The 18,610-nt window shown below is 41.8% G+C and carries 17 protein-coding genes; 11 read left to right on the forward strand and 6 right to left on the reverse strand.

Annotated features, from left to right (window positions below; translation table 11 throughout):
• The first annotated feature begins 12 nt into the window (after window positions 1-12).
• Window positions 13-717, forward strand: coding sequence for a ribose 5-phosphate isomerase A (gene rpiA, locus BDI_RS10595; protein WP_011966698.1), 705 nt, complete (start codon window positions 13-15; stop codon window positions 715-717).
• On the opposite strand, the gene BDI_RS10600 is transcribed toward rpiA, so the two are convergent.
• Together BDI_RS10600 and BDI_RS10605 are read right to left on the reverse strand one after the other, a co-directional pair.
• Window positions 707-1,453, reverse strand: a complete 747-nt coding sequence (locus BDI_RS10600; RefSeq protein WP_011966699.1) for a nitroreductase family protein — start codon at window positions 1,451-1,453, stop codon at window positions 707-709. The genes rpiA and BDI_RS10600 overlap by 11 nt on opposite strands.
• A 21-nt stretch (window positions 1,454-1,474) precedes the next feature.
• On the reverse strand, window positions 1,475-2,659 hold the full coding sequence (locus BDI_RS10605; protein ID WP_041525667.1) for an ATP-binding protein: 1,185 nt from the start codon (window positions 2,657-2,659) through the stop codon (window positions 1,475-1,477).
• Window positions 2,660-2,736: 77 nt separating this feature from the next.
• On the opposite strand from BDI_RS10605, the gene BDI_RS10610 reads away from it, so the two are divergent.
• From BDI_RS10610 to BDI_RS10630, 5 genes are all read left to right on the forward strand, one after another.
• Window positions 2,737-3,855, forward strand: coding sequence for a DUF362 domain-containing protein (locus BDI_RS10610; protein WP_008780034.1), 1,119 nt, complete (start codon window positions 2,737-2,739; stop codon window positions 3,853-3,855).
• Between the two features lie 8 nt (window positions 3,856-3,863).
• Window positions 3,864-5,249, forward strand: coding sequence for a tRNA uridine-5-carboxymethylaminomethyl(34) synthesis GTPase MnmE (mnmE, locus tag BDI_RS10615; protein WP_011966701.1), 1,386 nt, complete (start codon window positions 3,864-3,866; stop codon window positions 5,247-5,249).
• 268 nt (window positions 5,250-5,517) lie between these two features.
• Window positions 5,518-6,429 carry a helix-turn-helix domain-containing protein gene (locus BDI_RS10620; RefSeq protein WP_011966702.1) on the forward strand — a complete coding sequence of 304 codons (912 nt, stop codon included), beginning with the start codon at window positions 5,518-5,520 and terminating at the stop codon, window positions 6,427-6,429.
• A 92-nt stretch (window positions 6,430-6,521) separates the two neighbouring features.
• Entirely contained in the window at window positions 6,522-7,628 is a 1,107-nt protein-coding gene (locus BDI_RS10625) for a site-specific integrase (RefSeq protein ID WP_011966703.1), read from the forward strand.
• Between the two features lie 197 nt (window positions 7,629-7,825).
• Window positions 7,826-8,593 (forward strand): hypothetical protein, encoded by a 768-nt coding sequence (locus BDI_RS10630; RefSeq protein ID WP_011966704.1) that lies wholly within the window; start codon window positions 7,826-7,828, stop codon window positions 8,591-8,593.
• On the opposite strand, the gene BDI_RS10635 is transcribed toward BDI_RS10630, so the two are convergent.
• Complete coding sequence (locus BDI_RS10635; RefSeq protein WP_011966705.1) at window positions 8,594-9,316, reverse strand: NYN domain-containing protein; 723 nt, start codon at window positions 9,314-9,316, stop codon at window positions 8,594-8,596.
• Window positions 9,317-9,478: 162 nt separating this feature from the next.
• Here BDI_RS10635 and BDI_RS10640 point away from each other — a divergent pair, with 162 nt between their 5' ends.
• The 3 genes from BDI_RS10640 (at window position 9,479) to BDI_RS10650 (ending at window position 12,293) form a co-directional block, all read left to right on the forward strand.
• On the forward strand, window positions 9,479-9,847 hold the full coding sequence (locus BDI_RS10640; RefSeq protein ID WP_011966706.1) for a helix-turn-helix domain-containing protein: 369 nt from the start codon (window positions 9,479-9,481) through the stop codon (window positions 9,845-9,847).
• An 11-nt stretch (window positions 9,848-9,858) separates the two neighbouring features.
• On the forward strand, window positions 9,859-11,226 hold the full coding sequence (locus BDI_RS10645; RefSeq protein ID WP_011966707.1) for a DUF3987 domain-containing protein: 1,368 nt from the start codon (window positions 9,859-9,861) through the stop codon (window positions 11,224-11,226).
• A gap of 83 nt (window positions 11,227-11,309) precedes the next feature.
• On the forward strand, window positions 11,310-12,293 hold the full coding sequence (locus BDI_RS10650; RefSeq protein ID WP_011966708.1) for a DUF6371 domain-containing protein: 984 nt from the start codon (window positions 11,310-11,312) through the stop codon (window positions 12,291-12,293).
• Window positions 12,294-12,377: 84 nt separating this feature from the next.
• On the opposite strand, the gene istB is transcribed toward BDI_RS10650, so the two are convergent.
• The 3 genes from istB to BDI_RS10665 form a co-directional block, all read right to left on the reverse strand.
• Entirely contained in the window at window positions 12,378-13,133 is a 756-nt protein-coding gene (istB, locus tag BDI_RS10655) for an IS21-like element helper ATPase IstB (protein ID WP_011965959.1), read from the reverse strand.
• Between the two features lie 11 nt (window positions 13,134-13,144).
• Window positions 13,145-14,743 carry an IS21 family transposase gene (istA, locus tag BDI_RS10660; RefSeq protein WP_011965960.1) on the reverse strand — a complete coding sequence of 533 codons (1,599 nt, stop codon included), beginning with the start codon at window positions 14,741-14,743 and terminating at the stop codon, window positions 13,145-13,147.
• A 665-nt stretch (window positions 14,744-15,408) separates the two neighbouring features.
• Entirely contained in the window at window positions 15,409-16,281 is an 873-nt protein-coding gene (locus BDI_RS10665; protein WP_011966709.1) for a hypothetical protein, read from the reverse strand.
• Window positions 16,282-16,450: 169 nt separating this feature from the next.
• Here BDI_RS10665 and BDI_RS10670 point away from each other — a divergent pair, with 169 nt between their 5' ends.
• Window positions 16,451-16,693, forward strand: a complete 243-nt coding sequence (locus BDI_RS10670; protein WP_005646253.1) for a helix-turn-helix transcriptional regulator — start codon at window positions 16,451-16,453, stop codon at window positions 16,691-16,693.
• A gap of 14 nt (window positions 16,694-16,707) precedes the next feature.
• Window positions 16,708-18,516 carry a site-specific DNA-methyltransferase gene (locus BDI_RS10675; protein WP_011966710.1) on the forward strand — a complete coding sequence of 603 codons (1,809 nt, stop codon included), beginning with the start codon at window positions 16,708-16,710 and terminating at the stop codon, window positions 18,514-18,516.
• The last annotated feature ends 94 nt before the right edge of the window (window positions 18,517-18,610 follow it).

An 18,610-nucleotide genomic window follows, 5' to 3' on the forward strand; every position in this document is an offset into this window, starting at 1 on the left:
AATATCAAGACCATGAAGTGGGATCATTCATTAATCGATACGTTGGAATGGGGAAATCAGATCTCCCATAAGGAAGATAAAATAAAGATAGCGGATCTTATCGCATCTAAAGTCGAAAACGGACAAGTCATAGGCGTTGGCTCCGGTTCGACCTCCTATCTAGCGTTGACTCGCATAGCGGAACGTATCCGAATGGAACATCTTTCCATCTTGGCGATCCCCACTTCATTAGAAATCCGGATGACTTGCGCCCAGCTAGGCATTCCGGTTACCAGCCTGTTTTCCCACAAGCCGGACTGGACCTTCGATGGGGCGGATGAGGTAGATTCCCATTTTAACTTGATCAAAGGGCGTGGAGGCGCCATGTTCAAGGAAAAACTATTGATCAGTTCCAGTCCGCAGACCTATATACTCGTCGATCCTTCCAAGAAAGTGGAGAGGTTGGGAGCTAAATTCCCGATCCCAGTAGAGATTTTTCCGGAAGCCCTCACCCATGTAGAAGACAGGCTCCATCGCTTGAACCCCCGTGAGATAAAACTTCGTATGGGGCAAGGTAAGGATGGACCGATCATTACCGAGAATGGCAATATGATCCTTGACGTATGGATGGACTACATCCCTGAAAATACAGAATCCACCCTCAAGTCGATTACAGGCGTACTCGAGAGTGGACTCTTTATCAACTATAAGGTAGAAGTACTGGGACTTACTTCATGAATCCTTGTTGTTTCAATACCTTCAAAAGCACCTCGGAGAAATATTCACTATTCTTCTTCGTATAGCGTACGTCCGTAAAGACCTGCGCCAGTGTTTCCTTATTATTCTCCCTCACAAACTGTTTATTCACCTCTAATGCCTCTTTCTCGCCATACAAGGCATCGATGGAAGCTGGAGTAAAGTCCGTATAAGTCTCGTTTTGTACCACAGCTGCCAATGGTAAACGTTCTACTTGAGCGGGTATAGGCTCTGCCGGATAACCCACCGTAACCGTAACGATCGGGACAACCAGACGGGGAAGAGAAAGCGCCTCAATGATCTGGTCCGCATTATAAGCCGTCGTACCCAGATAGCAAATGCCTAAGCCTTTTTCCTCAGCGGCATTACAGAAACTCTGGGCGAACAACATCGCATCTATCGTCGAAGCGATAAACGTTTGCAAATTGTCGAATCCGGCCTCCGCTTTCCTGCACTCCGCCCATTTAACAAAACGGTTCGCGTCCGCACAAAAAGTAAGTACGACAGGCGCCCCCGTAATCATCGGCTGGTTAAAATGAGCCGGAGCCAGTTTCTCCTTGTTCGCAGGGTCGCGGGTAACCACGACACTATACAATTGCATATTTCCTGTATTCGAGGCACGAGTAGCCACTTCCAATAATTCATTCAGCAAAGACTCCGGGATATCCTGATCCGTATATTTACGGATACTTCTTCTATTCTTCATGCATTCTAACATAGCAATCCTATTTTTAAATTCTCAATAACTAAATCCTAATATCCATGCCGGCATACGGTTAAACACGCTTTTCGGTAATCCGTAGATAGCCGCATAAGCGTCGGGTACGAAGCGGAGGCGATCATACCCCCTTAAGGGATCACCTACGGCGAAGATATATTTACCGCCAATCAAGAAATCCCCGTTCACCATGAATTCCACGTTCGCCACGGAACGCATCTGGCTTAAGAAATAGGTTTCACACATCAATTGCCGATTCTCCTTATCTCCGAAAAAAGAGATCAGCAAGTTGGTATCCCCCATAAAGACTTTCTGCTTGGCCGGAGTGGTTCCCAGTTGGTCTGCCGAGTAATAAATAAGCCTCATATCATGGAAGAAACGCAACAGGCTATCGCTTTGCTGACGAAGCATATTTATCTTACGGGTTACATCAATCGATTTCGGACGTAAAGGAGCCGACTCAGCCACCATCATAAAATATTTTTGAGCTCGTTCCAGATTACTCATCGAAATAGAAACCACCGAAGGCAAATCCCGGCAAATCTCTTTTCTCACTAATTCTTGCAGACGGAAATAATACATATCCGGGTCTTGCCAATAAAAAGGATAACATCCATGTTCCAGATAGTTCCGGTAAATCGGCACAATATTCATCTCCGCATTGATCTCCTTTACCAAATCATGATGGTTCGCTAAGATATCTTCCAACGGAATGGGATCTTTATCCAGAATGCTTTCGTAAGAAAGGAATTCACGGAACGACATCGGATGCATGGTATAAAAAGCAGCCTCATGCCTTAACCCGTTCCGCACCTCTGTCTGCGAGTACAAAGAAGTGGTAGCGAAAACAATCTTTAAGGCGGAGTTGGCATCCAATAAAGTTGAGACCTCTTCCATCCAGCCCGAATAGAAATGGATCTCATCCAAAAACAAATAATGCCCACCGGCTTGCAGGAACTCTTTAACCGCATCGGTCAATGAATGTGTCTCAAACCAGAAATCATCCAGATTCACATACAGGGCTTCCCGTGAATCTTCAAATTTCAACTTAATATGCTGTAACAACAAGGTAGTCTTACCAACCCCTCGAGAGCCGAAGATGCCGATTAACCGATCCTCCCACTCTATCCGTGCATGCAAATAACGCAGGAATGTACAATTTATTCCTTTCAACAATAGCTGATGATTCCGCTGAAGCAAGTCCATATACAAATCTGTTTTACGCGAATATAAAAAATGTTCCGTGTTTTTCGTACCTTTGTCAACACTAAACCAATAAAAAGATGAATACATCCAAAGTCTACTTTACTAATTTACGCACGACCCCCAGCAGCAACCTGCTGGATAAGATGGAACGTCTGGTAAAACGTGCCGGTATCGCCAATATCGACTTCAAAAATCAATTTGTAGCCATTAAGATCCACTTTGGCGAACCGGGGAATTTGGCATACATTCGTCCTAATTACGCCGCTCGCTTGGTAAGCCTGTTACGTGAATTAGGCGCAAAACCGTTCCTTACCGATTGTAACACCTTATACTCGGGCCGTCGCTCCAACGCTGTCGATCATCTTCAAAGCGCCATGGAAAATGGGTTCAATCCCATGTCCGCCGGTTGCAACGTTATCATCGCCGATGGCGTGAAAGGTACGGACTACCGGGAAATCGAGATTGACGGGCAATATTGCAAGGCCCCGAAAATAGGTGCCGCTATCGCCGATGCCGATATCATCATTTCCATGAACCATTTCAAAGGTCACGAGCAAGCCGGTTTCGGCGGTGCGCTGAAAAACCTCGGGATGGGATGCGCCAGCGTAGGCGGTAAACTGGAATTACATTGCGCCTCACAACCCCGTATCGATACGGAGGCTTGTAAAGGCTGTAACATCTGTGTAAAGCACTGCGCTCACGATGCCATCCATTTGAATAACAACCGAAAGGCCGAAATTGATTACGAGCGTTGTGTAGGTTGCGGGCAATGTGTGGCTCTTTGCCAGTACGACGGTGCCGTAATGGGCGAAGGTGATACTTCCGAGCGATTGAATTACAAGATCGACGAGTACACGAAAGCCGTATTAGCAGACAAGCCCCATTTCCATATTAGTTTTATCATGAACGTATCTCCGGAATGCGATTGCTGGAATCATAACGATGCCGCCATCATCCCTGATTTGGGGATCGCCGCGTCTTTCGATCCGGTGGCCTTGGATAAGGCTTGCGCCGATATGGTTATCAACGCTCCTATCATCGGAGGTAATAAATTAGCCGAGACTCATCCTCACGAACACCTTGAGGGAGAGGATAAATTCCATTTGATTCATCCGGATACGAACTGGCAAGCCGGCCTACGTTATGCGGAAGAAATCGGACTGGGTTCTCAAGCGTATGAATTAATAACGGTTTAATAGACGGAATGAGTACAATTTGCGCTATATCTACAGCTCCGGGAGTAGGAGGAATCGCAGTGATTCGTGTCTCCGGACCGGATACTTTCAAGATTTGTGATCGGATATTCCGGCCGAAGAAGGCAGGTAAAAGTTTATCTACCCAAAAGGCTTATACCTTAACGTATGGTTCCATCGTCGGTAACAATGACGAAACCATAGATGAGGTGATCGCCGCTGTTTTCCGTGCCCCCCATTCTTTCACGGGGGAAGATACGGTGGAAATCACCTGCCACGGCTCGACGTATATCCAACAACAAATCCTGCAATCCCTTATCTCCAGCGGATGCCGTATAGCGCAACCGGGTGAATATACGCAACGTGCTTTCATGAATGGCAAGATGGACCTTAGCCAAGCGGAGGCCGTTGCGGATTTAATCGCCTCCACTTCGGCCGGCCAACATCGTTTGGCTCTAAGCCAGATGCGAGGTGGTTTCAGCAGGGAACTCGCCGAACTTCGAAACCAACTGCTCCATTTCACCTCTCTCATGGAATTGGAACTGGATTTCAGTGACCATGAGGAATTAGAGTTCGCTGATCGTAGCGAGCTTCGCACGCTTGCGGATCATATCGAACAGGTCATCTCCAAACTCGCCCAATCTTTCAGCGTAGGTAACGCTATCAAAAACGGTATTCCTGTCGCCATCATCGGTGAGACGAACGCCGGCAAATCTACTTTACTAAACGCCTTGTTGAACGAGGATAAAGCGATCGTCAGCGACATCCACGGAACGACCCGTGACGTTATCGAGGATACGATCAATATCAACGGCCAACTCTTCCGTTTCATCGACACCGCCGGTATCCGTGAAACAAGCGATGCGATCGAAGCTCTCGGTATTGAACGTAGTTTCAAGGCTCTAGACCAAGCGCAAATCGTCATCCTCATGTACGACTTAACCCGTGACCTCAAGGATTTCGAGGCTTTCTATCAAGAAATAGCTCCGAGATTAACAAATAAGTCTGTTATCTTAGCGATGAACAAATGCGATGTATTACCCACATCCTCTCTCCCAACCTTCTCTTTCCCCACCGAAGGCTGGCATCAAATCGCTATTTCCGCCAAGAGCAAGCTGCATATCGCAGAGCTACAACAACTCCTCACGGAAGTCTCTTCCATTCCCACCCTCCACCAAAGCGACATCATCGTAACGAATGTCCGCCACTTCGAGGCACTTACGCATGCGCTGGAAGCTATACATAGGGTACAAGAAGGTTTGAACTCCAGCCTTTCCGGGGATTTCATCTCGCAAGATTTACGAGAGTGTATATTCCATTTATCGGATATCGTAGGAGAGGTTACGACAGATCAGGTGCTGGGGAATATATTTCGGCATTTTTGCATCGGCAAGTAAATACCTGATTATTAAATAGTTAGATTGATTATAATCGATTAATATGGCGCTCTTTACGGGCGCCTTTTTTGTTGCTCAAGTATCGTTGATAATCGTTGCTAAGCCTTTTTACGCCATTTTTTGTACCTCCTGTGTACCTCACCACGAAAATCCGAGGATTATCGTTGGCAAGGTCGTGGAGAAAGTTGAATATGGTTGAATATAGTTTAAGATGGTGGAATAAAACTGGAGAAATCAAGGAGAAATAAACCCTAAAAATTCAAGTAAAATGGCAAAGAGCAACATTAGAATTAAAAAGATTTGTGAGTGGTGTGGTCAAGAATTCGTAGCCCAAAAAGTAACTACGAAATACTGCTCACACAGATGCGCGAATTTGGCTTATAAACAGGCCATACGAGCAAAACGGATTCAGCAGGAAGAGCAAAGGATTCAAATCGTTAAGAGTGAAAAGCCTTTGATGGATATTAAAGACAAAGAATATTTGTCAATCGCTCAGGCTGCTACTTTGTTGGGGCTTTCACTGCAAGCTGTTTATAAAATGATTTATACAGGACATCTTGCTGCTTATAAGTTGAGCAGTAGGCTTTCATTTGTTCGGCAGAGCGATATAGAAGAGATGCTTAAAAGAAACCCATACAAGAAACGACAACCTAAAGACACTCTTCCTATCACAGACTTCTATACTACCAATGAGATTAAAGAGAAATTCGGTGTCAAAGATTCCTGGATATTTCATATAGCTAAAGAGCATAATATACCCCGGACATTTAACCGTGGGAAAACCTATTGGAGCAAAAAGCATATTGATGACTATTTTGCAAAAAAAGCTCCTGATCCTGAAATCAAGGAATGGTACAGCACGCAAGACATGCAAGAGAAGTTCGACATGACGCTAACGGCCATTTATTCTTTTGTATCAAAGAATGCTATTCCCAAGAAGAAGGTTGGCATCATGGTGTACTACTCCAAGAAGCATGTGGACATTGCCAAAGGTCTCATAGCTCCAGAAGAGCCCAAATACTACACCATTGCCGAAGCGATGGAGCGATTCAATCTGACACGAGACCAACTCTACCATTATGTGAAATACCATAATATTCCCCGTATCAAAGTCGGTAAATATACCAAGATCCTGCGGGTAGAGCTGGACAAGTTCTTTGAGCCTCCAAAGATAGAATGAGCCGAAAGTTATTTTCCGGTGATAAATACCACCATTAGAACACCTATTTTATTTGCAACAAAAACAAGTATTAATCAAAAAACAATATAGCTATGACACTTACATGCACCAACGTAACTTTGAGACAAAAGCCATTGCGTAACGACCGCATATCTCTTTATCTGGATTATTATCCTGCCATACGCAATCCTTATACGATGAAGATGAGTCGCCGGGAATTCCTCGGCATCTACATCTATGCCAAGCCTAAGAATGAGCAGCAAAGAATGTTCAATCAAGACATGTTGAACAAAGCAGAGGCTATCCGCTGTATCCGTGTCCAGTCGCTTATCAATGAAGAATTCGGGTTCCTGGACAAGAACAAGCAAAAAGTCGATTTCCTTGCCTACTTCCGGACTAAGGCACGGGAAAAGTATGAGAAATGGGATTGTGTTTACAACCACTTCGAGAAATTTGTCGGCGGCAAATGCACCTTTGGCGATGTCACCGTGGAACTGTGCGAGAAGTTCAGGGATTACCTGCTCAAATGCAAACAGATCAATCATCCCAATGCTTACATCTCACGCAATTCGGCAGCCGGTTATTATTCTACCTTCCGAGCCCTGTTGAAGATAGCCTATAAAGAAAAGATGTTGCGCGAGAACTTGAACGACTTTCTGGAAAAAATCGAATGGAAAGAAGTCAAGAAAGAGTATCTGACACTTGATGAAGTCAAAAAACTGGCAGCAACACCATGCAAGATTCCAGTCTTGAAACAGGCATCCCTGTTTGCCTGCATGACTGGCCTCCGTATCAGTGATATTCTGAAACTGGACTGGCGCGATTTTGAGGTTGGCCCGGACCAAGGCTATTACATCCGTATCTGTACCGAGAAAACAGAAACCGAGGCCACACTCCCCATCAGTCAGGAGGCACTGGAGTTGTGCGGCGAATGGAGTACCGGAAAAGTCTTCAAAGGCTTAACCCGCTCCATGACCCATCATCCCTTGAAACAATGGATTACCGAAGCCGGAATCAGAAAACACATAACCTTCCACTGCTTTCGTCATTCATACGCCGTCATCCAAATCTCTTTAGGTACAGACATTTACACAGTGTCGAAGATGCTAACGCATAAGAATGTCACCACTACTCAAATCTATGCTGATTTGGTTAATTCCAAGAAGAGAGAGACGGCGAATAAGATTTCACTGAAATAGTATAAAGCTCTGTAACGTAAGACGAGTCCGACATGTGGTTAAAACCTAGTTGGACTCTTCTTTTTTATTCTATTGTGGCATAGATGGTATAGAAATAAGTACCATATCGAGGACAAATGCTGCCACTTTCTTGGATTTATAACATGGTATTTATGAAATGACATATATTTGCGCACAAACAATTAGCAAATATCACTATGAATCAGAAAAGTATAGAACATATAGCACTCTATTCCCTTGTCTTGGTAGGCACTCTTGTCGTTGGCGTTTTAGCTCGGCAGTTTGTTTTATCCAAAGGCGTTGACGATTTCAGTAGTAGTGTTGCATTTTTTGCAACAGTAATTGTCTTGATGGCGATTTATGCCAGTTTACAGACAACTTTTAATCAGTTTCTACTGTCACGCATAGAAACTTTTCTATTGCGTTTCTCTGCTTTTCAAACGATGAAAAATCACAATGATACCGTTTCTGTTCCGGAAGTCCCTACAAGCAAAGATTCAAACCAAACTACGTCTGATATCATTGAGTCTGCTCCTACCGCTGAAGAAACAATCTCTAAACCTTCAGAATATGAAGTTTTGCGAACCAATTCTATCGCAAAAAAGAATCGTGCTATTCAAACCAAATTGGAAAAGGTCATTAGCTATACGAAGCAAACAATGGTTGCCTATATGAGTGAAGAAGATCTCAACCGCCTATGCGCATACATTACTGAATATAGTACAGGCGATACCTTGCAAAAGATATCGCCTGTAAAGGTGGACTCTCAACTTAAAAGTATTGATATTATGCACTTTGGTTGGAATATTGGTAAGGCTTTTGGCAGAAAGCGTATTCATACTGCTATCTTTATCAAAAAGGTCTTTGCCGATGCCCTTCGTGACTTGGAAATTTCGACTATTGAGCGTAAAATGTCACATACAGAATCTAAATGTAAAATTATATTGAATAAGAAAATAGAATAATTATATTTTATTCTTTACATATACATGCTTAATACTTGGAATGTTAGTGTCCCTTTTTTCAATTTCGAATTTGTCACTGTATTTCTCTATCAATGCTGTCAACTTAAGGAAACCATAATTTCTTGAATCAAAATCAGGTTTTTTCTTCAACATTAAACTACCAACATTAGCTAAGAATGCCCACCCATTATCATCGGCTAAATCATTAATTGATTGCTTCAATAATTCAACAATATCTTCCTTAGGCGCAATTGTAGACTCATTATCCGTAGTATCTTTTATATCCCCACCAAGGATTTCAATATAAACGAATTTATCACATGAAACTATAAAAGGATTAGGTGTTTTCTTCTCCCCCATACCAAGAACGAACTTTCCAGATTCTCGTAATCTGACAGCCAAACGTGTGAAGTCGCTATCACTAGAAACGATACAAAAACCATCGACTTTATCTGTATGTAAAATATCCATTGCATCAATAATCATGGCAGAATCTGTAGCATTTTTACCAGTGGTATAACTGTATTGTTGAATCGGAGTAATTGCATAATCCAATAATATAGATTTCCAACCTGCAACTGTAGGTTTTGTCCAATCTCCATATATTCGCTTAATTGTTAATATCCCATACTTTGCAATTTCTTCTAACATTCCTTTAATATTGGCGTATGGAACATTGTCTGCATCAATAAGTACTGCTAATTTTTGTTCTTTACTATTCATAGCTCTATAAATTTAATGGCATGTCAGTTACAAAGTTATGAAAATAAATAGTATAAACAATCTATCACCACCAAAAGTTATCTCACAGTTATATTCCGGTGATGTTTCCCACCATCAAAACACCAATTTCCTTTGCCAGCGAACAATTAAAAACGAGTACGTATGGCAAACGAACAAATCACATTTGATAAGCTGCCGCAGGCGGTAGGTTATCTCACAGAACAGATGGAACAAATCCGGCAAATGGTGGCGGCACTGCAACCGCAGGCTTCTTCCGACAAACACCGTCTTATTGAAATTGACGAAGCCTGTAAAATCACACGAAAGGCAAAGCCTACCATTTACACGCTTGCGCGTAAAGGACTGATTCCAGCCTATAAAAAAGGTAAGAAACTCTACTTCTATGAAGATGAGCTGCTGCAATGGATTGAGTCAGGACGCAAGCAGATGCAGGCCATCTCACTTCAGGAACAGGCTGCGGAGATAGTACATGGAGCGAAACGCAAACCAAAGGGAGGTTATAACTTTTGATCTGCACGGCTATGGAAACCTCCAAATTAACAGCAGAAGGTATTATCGGCGAGGCTGTGCGCATCGGAGCCAAGATGTCCGGCGGTAAGTTCCCGATAGAAGTCTTTCCTATCAGGATTCAGCGTATCATCAGCAGTTTGCACGATTGTCAGGGCTATCCCGTGGATTATGTTGCTGCGGCTATCCTTGCAGCCATTGCCGTGGGGATTGGCAACTCCCATCTGGTGCAGGTGAAGCGCAACTGGCTGGAAAGTCCTATTCTGTACATGGCACTGATTGGACGTCCTGGAGCCAATAAAAGTCATCCGCTGAGTTTCGCTTTCCAGCCGTTCATTGAACATGACTATTGTCAGAATCAGGAGTATCAGAAATTGTCTGCCGAGTATGAACGCACTATGTCCATGAGCAAAAAGGAACGCATGGAAGCTGGTTTGGATGAGTTTCCGCAGGCTCCCGTGCGCAGACGCTTTCTTGTTTCGGACATCACTCCCGAAGGATTGAGCCTGATACATGCTCAGAATCCTAGAGGACTCTGCCTTTGGTCGGACGAGCTATCTGCCTGGTTCAAGAATTTCAACCGTTACAACAACGGTTCGGAAGAACAGTTCTGGCTTTCAGTGTTCAATGCCAAGCCTACGATTTCCGATCGCAAGAGTACGCAAAGTTCCATTTTTATCAGACGTCCCTATATCTCCGTTATCGGTACCATCCAAAAGAAAATTCTAGGCGAACTGGTCAAGGGCGAGCGTTCGAGTAACGGTTTTATTGATCGTATTCTTTTCGTGATGCCTGAATCTGTCTTGAAAAGCAGATGGAACGACCGGGAAACTCCTGAAGAATTGGAAATCCAGTGGCAACAGATTATCGATAAGCTGATCGCACAAGATTGTCCGCATGACGAGAATAATGAGTTGCAGTCTCAATGCCTGCCATTTGATGAAGACGCCAAGCAACGGCTTTACGGTTGGCAGCATGAAAATGCCCGCCAATGTGATATGGAAACCAACGATGCTTTGGTCGGTATTTACTGCAAACTGGAAATCTACATTATCCGGTTTTGTCTGATTATACAGCTTGCCCGATGGACTTGCGGAGAGTGCGATAAGACTACGATTGACCTTGAAAGCGTGAACCGTGCCATCCTGCTGGCCGAGTATTTTCGGACAACAGCCGTAAAAGTGCAGACTGCCGTCAGTCAGGAACAGTTGAGCGAATTGCACCGCAACATATACCTGAATCTGCCTCACAGATTTACAACGGCAGAAGGTATCAGCATTGCTGAAAGTTACGGGATGAAAGAGCATGCTTTCAAGATGTTTCTAAAACGCCATATCGGAACATTATTCAGAAAAGAGAATCATGGAGAATACAGTAAATAAACCTGTTACTATGCACATTTTCGCAACCGAGGGGTTTGTGAAGTTGCGAAAATGTGCATAGTAACATCCAAACAGAAAGAAAAATGAACTACAGATTCACATTAGAACCATACAAAGGTGTCAGCACCCGGCACACATGCCCAAACTGCCACCGTAAAAGTTGTTTCGCCAAATACATCGATACGGAAAAACAAATCTGTTTTCCCGATTATGTAGGGCGATGCAACCATGAACAGAAATGCGGCTACAACTATACGCCCAAAATGTATTTTGACGAGAACCCGATGGCCAAGGAACGATTGAGAGAAGAGTTTGTGCCGATGTCAAAGCCACGCATCAGTCTGCCTCCTGTGCCTTCATTCATTGAGCCGGAAATCATGAGGAAGTCCCTAAAGCTGTATCACACGAACAAGCTGTTTCAGTTCCTGAGTTTCCATTTCGGGCAGGAGGCTACCGAAGAGCTGATGTTACGCTACCATGTGGGAACCTCGAAGCATTGGCCTGGAGCTACGGTCTTCTGGCAGGTGGATATTTCCGGACGGGTACGCACCGGAAAAGTGATGCTCTACAATCCTGAAAACGGAAGACGGATTAAAGAGCCATACAACTACATCACGTGGGTACATTCCCTTTTGAAGAAAGAGAATTTCAATCTCCGGCAATGCCTGTTTGGTGAACACCTTTTGTCCTCCGACCAGCAGCGTCCGGTTGCCCTTGTGGAGAGTGAGAAAAGCGCTTTGATATCCAGCTTCTATCTGCCGCAATACCTCTGGATTGCTTCGGGCGGAAAGAACGGAGCATTCAATCGGGATGCCATGAGCGTATTGAGAAACCGACGTGTTCTACTATTCCCCGACCTAGGGGCAACCGACTATTGGAATAGTAAAATGGAGATGATCCGGAGCCTGGGAATAGAAGTTTCTCTCTTCGATTTTATGGAAAGAAATGCGACAAAAGAAGAACGGGATGCAGGTTATGACATCGCCGATTTTCTGCTGAGAGAAGAGACAAAGGAGGCTATTTTCAATCGTCTTATCACGTTAAATCCGACCTTGAAAACGCTGTAGATACTAATTGAAAAGTGCACCGTATTTTAATTGAAAAGAGCTCCATCCATACTTGTTACAAAATTACATATAAGTTTAAAATCTTCATTTATCTTGTCTCATTTTTTGTGTTTCTTTGAGCCTATAAGAGAGTCCGGTCATATTTACCAGATAGGCTTTATGTGTAAGCCTGTCGACCATTGCCGCTACAAGCACCTTGTCCTTTATGATTTCATTCCATCTGTTAAAAGCCAAATTAGTAGTAATGATTGTAGCTTTTTTCCCGGCCCTTAAGGACAAGTGGTTAAAAAGCAGTTCTCCTCCTTCCTTGTCACAACTGACATATCCGAATTCATCACAGATAACCAGATCGTATTTTTCAAACCGTAATTGCAACGCCCGCAGTGTCTTTGCGGATTTGGCTTCCCTTATCTGGGTAAGCAAGACAGGGACTGAAGTAAACAATACGGTAAAATCCTGCTGGCAGGCCTTTATTCCTAAAGCCGTAGCAATATGAGTCTTTCCCGTCCCCGGATTTCCATACAGGACTATGTTTCTTCCCTCCCTGATGAAGTCCAGTGTTTCCAATTCAGGCAATATTATCTGTGCCTCTTTGGGCATGTCTTCCATGACAAGTTCATGCAGATACTTCATTTGTGGGAATCCCGCAGATTTTATCCTTGATTTTCTTCTACATTCCCTTCTTCTGACACTTTCCTTTCCAAGCAATTCGGTCAAGAAATGCAAATGGCTCCAGTTTTCTCCGGCTGCCAATGAAAGGGTGTATTCCAGTTCCTCTTTGAAGGCCAGCAGCTTCAGTTCTGTCGCATAGTCATAAATGGTTTCTTTTTCTGATTTCATATATTATAAACTTAAATGGTTGGTATTATATCATGCGCTTCATTGTATCCTGTCATGAGTGCCGTAATGCCTTCAAGCATATCCACGGCTTCTCTTTCTATATTCTCTTGTTGTGCCGGAAGAACAGGCGACTCCATGGATTCTTCCATCTCTTCCTGTGCGTTGCCATGCAACATGGCCTTTACCTGTTCCGGAGATATCTTTCTGACACCACGTCCGGTCAGTTCCCTGCATGCCCTGATGATGTCTGTCCCGGAAAAACCATTTTCCCATGCATAGTCCAGCAGCAGGACGAATGCCCTGTTGTCATTCTTGAAATAGCTGTCATACAGTCTTTTCAGTTCTTCCGGTGCTCTTTGCCAGACCACAGAATGAGGTAATGCACCCGGTTTACGGGAAAGTGTACGCAAGTAGTGCTCCAGCTTGATGCACCAGTCGCCACCACAATAACTGCGTTGGTGCGAGGCCACTTTCTCCTTCCCGTACAGGATGACGATTTTTTCACTGTAGACCTTGACATGTACTTTTTCTCCTACAAGGGAATCAGGTACGGAATAATGAACATTTTTCATGCTGACAGTCGACCACTTGTCCACGATGTACTCATTGACCTCAAAACAGCCAAGGTTGCCGGGAAAAGGCTTCAGCGATGACAAATCAGCCTCCAGACGCGATGATTTCTCCGCTGTTGAAAGACTGCCCTGCTCGTTGTTGACCTGCGTACACATTCGGTTCAAATGCTCCTGGGCGGAACGTATGTCATTGAAATGGTCAGTCAGGCAGAAAGCTTTCCTCCTGACATATTCCACGCTGCGTTCCACATGCCCTTTCTCCCATCCGGCCCGTACATTACAGAAACGGTACTCAAAACAATAGAAACCGGACATCTTCATCAGGGCTTCCGTAGGCTTCTTGTCACCACCGACAAAGCTCTTGACGGCTACACGCATATTGTCATAGACCATCATGGCGGGGACACCATGTATATCCCTGAAGAAGTTGCGGTGGGATTCCATGAAGGCAAGCGTATTCTGATGCCTGAAAAGGTAGGCGTATCTGCCATTGCTATGCCCGAAAGTGAATACGGCCAGATAAAACTTGGTCTTGACACCGTCAATAAAAAGAAGGACTTCACCCCAGTCAAACTCAACAATGCATCCCGGCTCATAGAACAACCGGATAAAGGCTTCGCTCTTTTTCTTCTCTTTGTATGACTCTATATTTTTTATATAACTGCACACTGTGGCATAACTGATGGTATATCCTTTGGATAACAGAAACTGGTGGATATCCTTCTTCAGCATGCGCTGCTTGCGAAGCCCCGTAGCTACCTTAACGGCATTCTTCTTCAGGCAAAACCCGATCTCGTCCTTAATCTCTTGTGTAAGGCGGCGAGGGCGGCGTTTGGAACTGTCATACTTGGGCTGGACGGTAAGCAAATCACTCAAAGCCTCTTCCGGATTATCAGTACGGATGGCTGATTCGTATTCTGAAAGAATATTGTCAACGGTATGACGGCTGACATGAAGTTCACGAGAGATACGCCGTTTGCTATAACCGCATACTCTATACATGTGTATTATTGATTGTCTTTCTACCATAGTCTTCATTTTACCTTTGTATTTGGATGATACAAAGGTCATTATACTTATCCTATGGCGGCGCACTTTTCAATTGGAATATTGGTGCACTTTTCAATTAGTATCTACAGAAACAGGCAGAAAATCCATTTTTAGCCAAACAACCATCAAAAAAGAAGATAGATGGCTGCATAGGTGGCACAAAAGCTGAAAAATAAAAATAGATTGGGAACCCAAAGAAAAAGGATTCACAATCTATTTTTTGTGTATTAGGGAGAGACTTATTACAAGTGGGGAACTTTTTCAGTGCCCTCGGATTTTCCTCTCCTTTTTCTTTTCTATGCTTATACCTTTAAAAGGTCGCAAACAATATAATATATTACTAAACTTCCAAGGAAAGATATGGATAAAAAGCAGATTGTGCTAGAAATACAGAATATTTTATAAAGCGAATTCTGGCGTTGGTCGAAGCTCCAGCGTGTAACTGTATAATGTGCTCAGCAGAAGTCCTATATAATTAGCAATATAAGACAGATACACCACTGATATTCTTTAAAACCCAAGGATAAATATGACTAAATCTATATTTTAATTATTGATGCGAAATTCCTAGAGACCCCTTAAAATAGGAATATGTTGTAATGACTAAGGAAATTCAATCGTATAAAATAATATTGTTACTTCTTATTTTCTATTTACAGACTGGATAAATAGCTCTCAAATTCTTTCAAATCAACCGACTTTGCAGAAAAAACTTTGATATTATACTCGTCATCTATATTTAATTTTCTAAGACAGTTTTTCCATTTACTATCGCAAAGTAGTATATCACAATATGGTATAGCCGATGATATCCTCCTTATATCAAAAAGGTCATTCTTAAAAGTTATATTGTTTTTTACTTCTTTCTCTGAAACGAAGATATATGGTTCTAACAGATTTTGAATTCTCAATGTAGGACAGCAACGAAAGTCACCGTATTGAATATTATTTAATAAGGTTTGAAAATCAAATTTAGTAAAATCAAACTGCTCCACCAAAATTCGGCAAATTTCAGCGTAGATATCATTTGATTGATTACCAGTAATATACGATTCAATCGAGTTAAAAAACATTCTTTTCCTATTATCATACAATATTTTTACAAAACATGTAATTTGCTTATCAGACATTTCAATGGGAAAAGAAGGAATATCTTTAGAATCGAATTCATATTGAATAACTTTTTTCAAGCTAGAATTAAATTCATTCGAAGTAAAATTATGATTAACATATAAGAATGGGTTGGATTCAATATCTTTAATATCTTTTGCTATTTGCTGACAAATAATGGTTCTAATATCATTCAGATAACAATTATCTAATAACTTTGAAATGATAGCATAGTTATCAATCACACCCATACAATGCCTTTGCGATGTTTCGAAAATTGTTTCTGGAGAAGTGCAACAGCATATTTTATTCTGACTTTTTAGATCAAATAGAATATTACGAATTTGATACCATAAATTATTGGTGGGTTCAGACATTCCACTAATAGCAAATTGGTCAAAATAAATAGTTGTCATATTATAACTCTGTTTAATGTTTCTACAAAAATAAGCATAGTTTGCGACTTTGCATCTTTTTAGTCTATATAATTGAACTAATTCGCAAATCTTATTGCAAATAGTCCTATTGAAATGATGAAAAATAGATAGGCTTTCTTATCTTTGCATGGAATGAAAGAAAATCCTTATGGAAAAAGAAAAAGACATAAACCGCATCAAGGTTGTGCTTGTGGAGAAGAAGCGGACCAACAAATGGTTGGCCGAACAATTGGGCAAGGACCCTGCCACGGTATCAAAGTGGTGTACAAACACATCACAACCCGGACTAGAAACACTGTTGGAGATAGCACGTGTTCTGGATGTAGATATTAAAGAACTGCTGAACTCTACACGTGACGATGTTCAGTTAGTCAGAATTCAAAAACAGTAAAGCCAAGTAATGTTATGAACAGTAATGATAGAGCCAATCTTATAAAACGTGTCAACACTTTAGAAGGACTGACCGATAAGGAACGTAGTGCCCTGTTAGGTTTGCTGCGAGAGAATAAAACTTATGGTTTGGTATGGGAAGATAAGCCCGAAGTCGTAGAAGAACGTCTTCGTGATGAACTGCCTATCTTGACAGAGGTGCCGGAACGTACCATTATCAGTGAAGATAAAGATGCACCAAACCATATTCTGATTGAAGGAGATAATCTGGAAGCCCTTGCTACCTTAGCTTATACGCATGAGGGTAAAATTGATATAATCTATATAGATCCCCCATATAATACAGGTAATAATGATTTTATATATAATGATAGCTATGTAGACAAAGAAGATTCTTATCGCCATTCTAAATGGTTGTCATTTATGAGTCGTCGTCTGAGAATAGCAAAAAAATTACTATCTGATTATGGAGTAATATTCATTTCGATTGATGATAATGAACAAGCAGATTTAAAAATATTATGTGATAGTATATTTATGCCATCAAATTTTTGTGGACAATTTATATGGAGAAAGAAAAGTGGAGGTGGACAAACGGACAGATACTTTGTAACAGAACATGAATACATATTAGTTTATCAAGCAACCAATAAATTTTGTTGGAAAGATATTCAAATTGAGAAATCCAGAAAAAATTACAAATACCAAGATGAAAAAGGATCTTATAATCTCATTAAATTAGAAAAATGGGGTAGTTCAGCTCATAAAGAAGATAGACCTTCCATGTATTTTCCTATTAAGAATCCCGACGGTGAAGATTTTTATCCAGTGGCTCCTGATGGAAAAGCTGGAAGATGGAGAGTCGGGGTAAAGAAAATGCAAACTTTAATAAAAGACAATTTAATAGAATGGAAAAATGGGATACCGTATGAAAAAGACTATTATAGTGAAACCGAAGTCAAAACAAAGACTCAAAAAAGTAGAAGTATCTTATATAATGTTGGAGAAACTGGAGATGGCAGTAATTTATTGACCAATATTTTTAGAGAAAAGGATGTTTTTCAAAACCCAAAACCATTAAGTTTAATAAAAGAACTTATATCACATAATAGCGCAAATTATATTCTTGATTTCTTTTCTGGAAGTGGTACTACACTTCATGCGACTATGCAACTTAATGCAGAAGATGGAGGAAATCGTCAATGCATCCTCATAACAAATAATGAAAACAATATTTGTGAAAATATCACTTATAAAAGAAATCAGTTAGTAATTAATGGATATACAGATCTCAACAACGAAGAAGTTCCGGGATTAACGAAAAACAATCTCCGCTACTACCGTACCGGATTTGTTGGTCGCAGTCGCTCGATGCAAAATATGAGGAAACTTGTTAATCTTGCTACAGATATGCTTTGTATCAAGGAAAACCTCTATACGGAGCAAAATACCTTTGGAGGTCAGAAGACTTATAAAAATGTTTTCCGCTATTTCGATGACGGGAAAAAGCAAATGCTTATTATTTATCGTGAAGAAGCCATCGATGAGTTGGTTGATATAATCTATGATATGAACATACCTCAACCAATAAAAGTTTATGTGTTCTCACCCAGTGAAGACCCTTGGGAAGGTTCGTTTGATGATGTCAGTGACAAGGTGGAACTATGTGCTCTGCCACAAGCCATCTACAATACTTACCGAAGAATCTTGCCAAAGAAAAAGGATGCAGTAGTCATGCCGGAAGAAGATGCGCTGGCAAGCACTCAAGAAGATAAAGACCTGTTTGATGGAATGTTGAACTTTGAATACGATGAGGAAGCATAAACATATATCAGATAGAAACATGATATGTGGTTTAAGTTATTCGAAATTTTCGAATAATTGCTTCTGGAAAAAGGTAATTCCATAATAAACACTT

The organism is Parabacteroides distasonis ATCC 8503 (genome assembly GCF_000012845.1).
Lineage (GTDB): Bacteria > Bacteroidota > Bacteroidia > Bacteroidales > Tannerellaceae > Parabacteroides > Parabacteroides distasonis.

Excerpts from the sequence above, each read along its gene's own strand:
- rpiA (WP_011966698.1), top strand. The coding sequence starts at position 13 with ATGAAGTGGGATCATTCATTAATCGATACGTTGGAATGGGGAAATCAG.
- BDI_RS10600 (WP_011966699.1), bottom strand. The coding sequence starts at position 1,453 with ATGTTAGAATGCATGAAGAATAGAAGAAGTATCCGTAAATATACGGAT.
- BDI_RS10605 (WP_041525667.1), bottom strand. The coding sequence starts at position 2,659 with ATGGACTTGCTTCAGCGGAATCATCAGCTATTGTTGAAAGGAATAAAT.
- BDI_RS10610 (WP_008780034.1), top strand. The coding sequence starts at position 2,737 with ATGAATACATCCAAAGTCTACTTTACTAATTTACGCACGACCCCCAGC.
- mnmE (WP_011966701.1), top strand. The coding sequence starts at position 3,864 with ATGAGTACAATTTGCGCTATATCTACAGCTCCGGGAGTAGGAGGAATC.
- BDI_RS10620 (WP_011966702.1), top strand. The coding sequence starts at position 5,518 with ATGGCAAAGAGCAACATTAGAATTAAAAAGATTTGTGAGTGGTGTGGT.
- BDI_RS10625 (WP_011966703.1), top strand. The coding sequence starts at position 6,522 with ATGACACTTACATGCACCAACGTAACTTTGAGACAAAAGCCATTGCGT.
- BDI_RS10630 (WP_011966704.1), top strand. The coding sequence starts at position 7,826 with ATGAATCAGAAAAGTATAGAACATATAGCACTCTATTCCCTTGTCTTG.
- BDI_RS10635 (WP_011966705.1), bottom strand. The coding sequence starts at position 9,316 with ATGAATAGTAAAGAACAAAAATTAGCAGTACTTATTGATGCAGACAAT.
- BDI_RS10640 (WP_011966706.1), top strand. The coding sequence starts at position 9,479 with ATGGCAAACGAACAAATCACATTTGATAAGCTGCCGCAGGCGGTAGGT.
- BDI_RS10645 (WP_011966707.1), top strand. The coding sequence starts at position 9,859 with ATGGAAACCTCCAAATTAACAGCAGAAGGTATTATCGGCGAGGCTGTG.
- BDI_RS10650 (WP_011966708.1), top strand. The coding sequence starts at position 11,310 with ATGAACTACAGATTCACATTAGAACCATACAAAGGTGTCAGCACCCGG.
- istB (WP_011965959.1), bottom strand. The coding sequence starts at position 13,133 with ATGAAATCAGAAAAAGAAACCATTTATGACTATGCGACAGAACTGAAG.
- istA (WP_011965960.1), bottom strand. The coding sequence starts at position 14,743 with ATGAAGACTATGGTAGAAAGACAATCAATAATACACATGTATAGAGTA.
- BDI_RS10665 (WP_011966709.1), bottom strand. The coding sequence starts at position 16,281 with ATGACAACTATTTATTTTGACCAATTTGCTATTAGTGGAATGTCTGAA.
- BDI_RS10670 (WP_005646253.1), top strand. The coding sequence starts at position 16,451 with ATGGAAAAAGAAAAAGACATAAACCGCATCAAGGTTGTGCTTGTGGAG.
- BDI_RS10675 (WP_011966710.1), top strand. The coding sequence starts at position 16,708 with ATGAACAGTAATGATAGAGCCAATCTTATAAAACGTGTCAACACTTTA.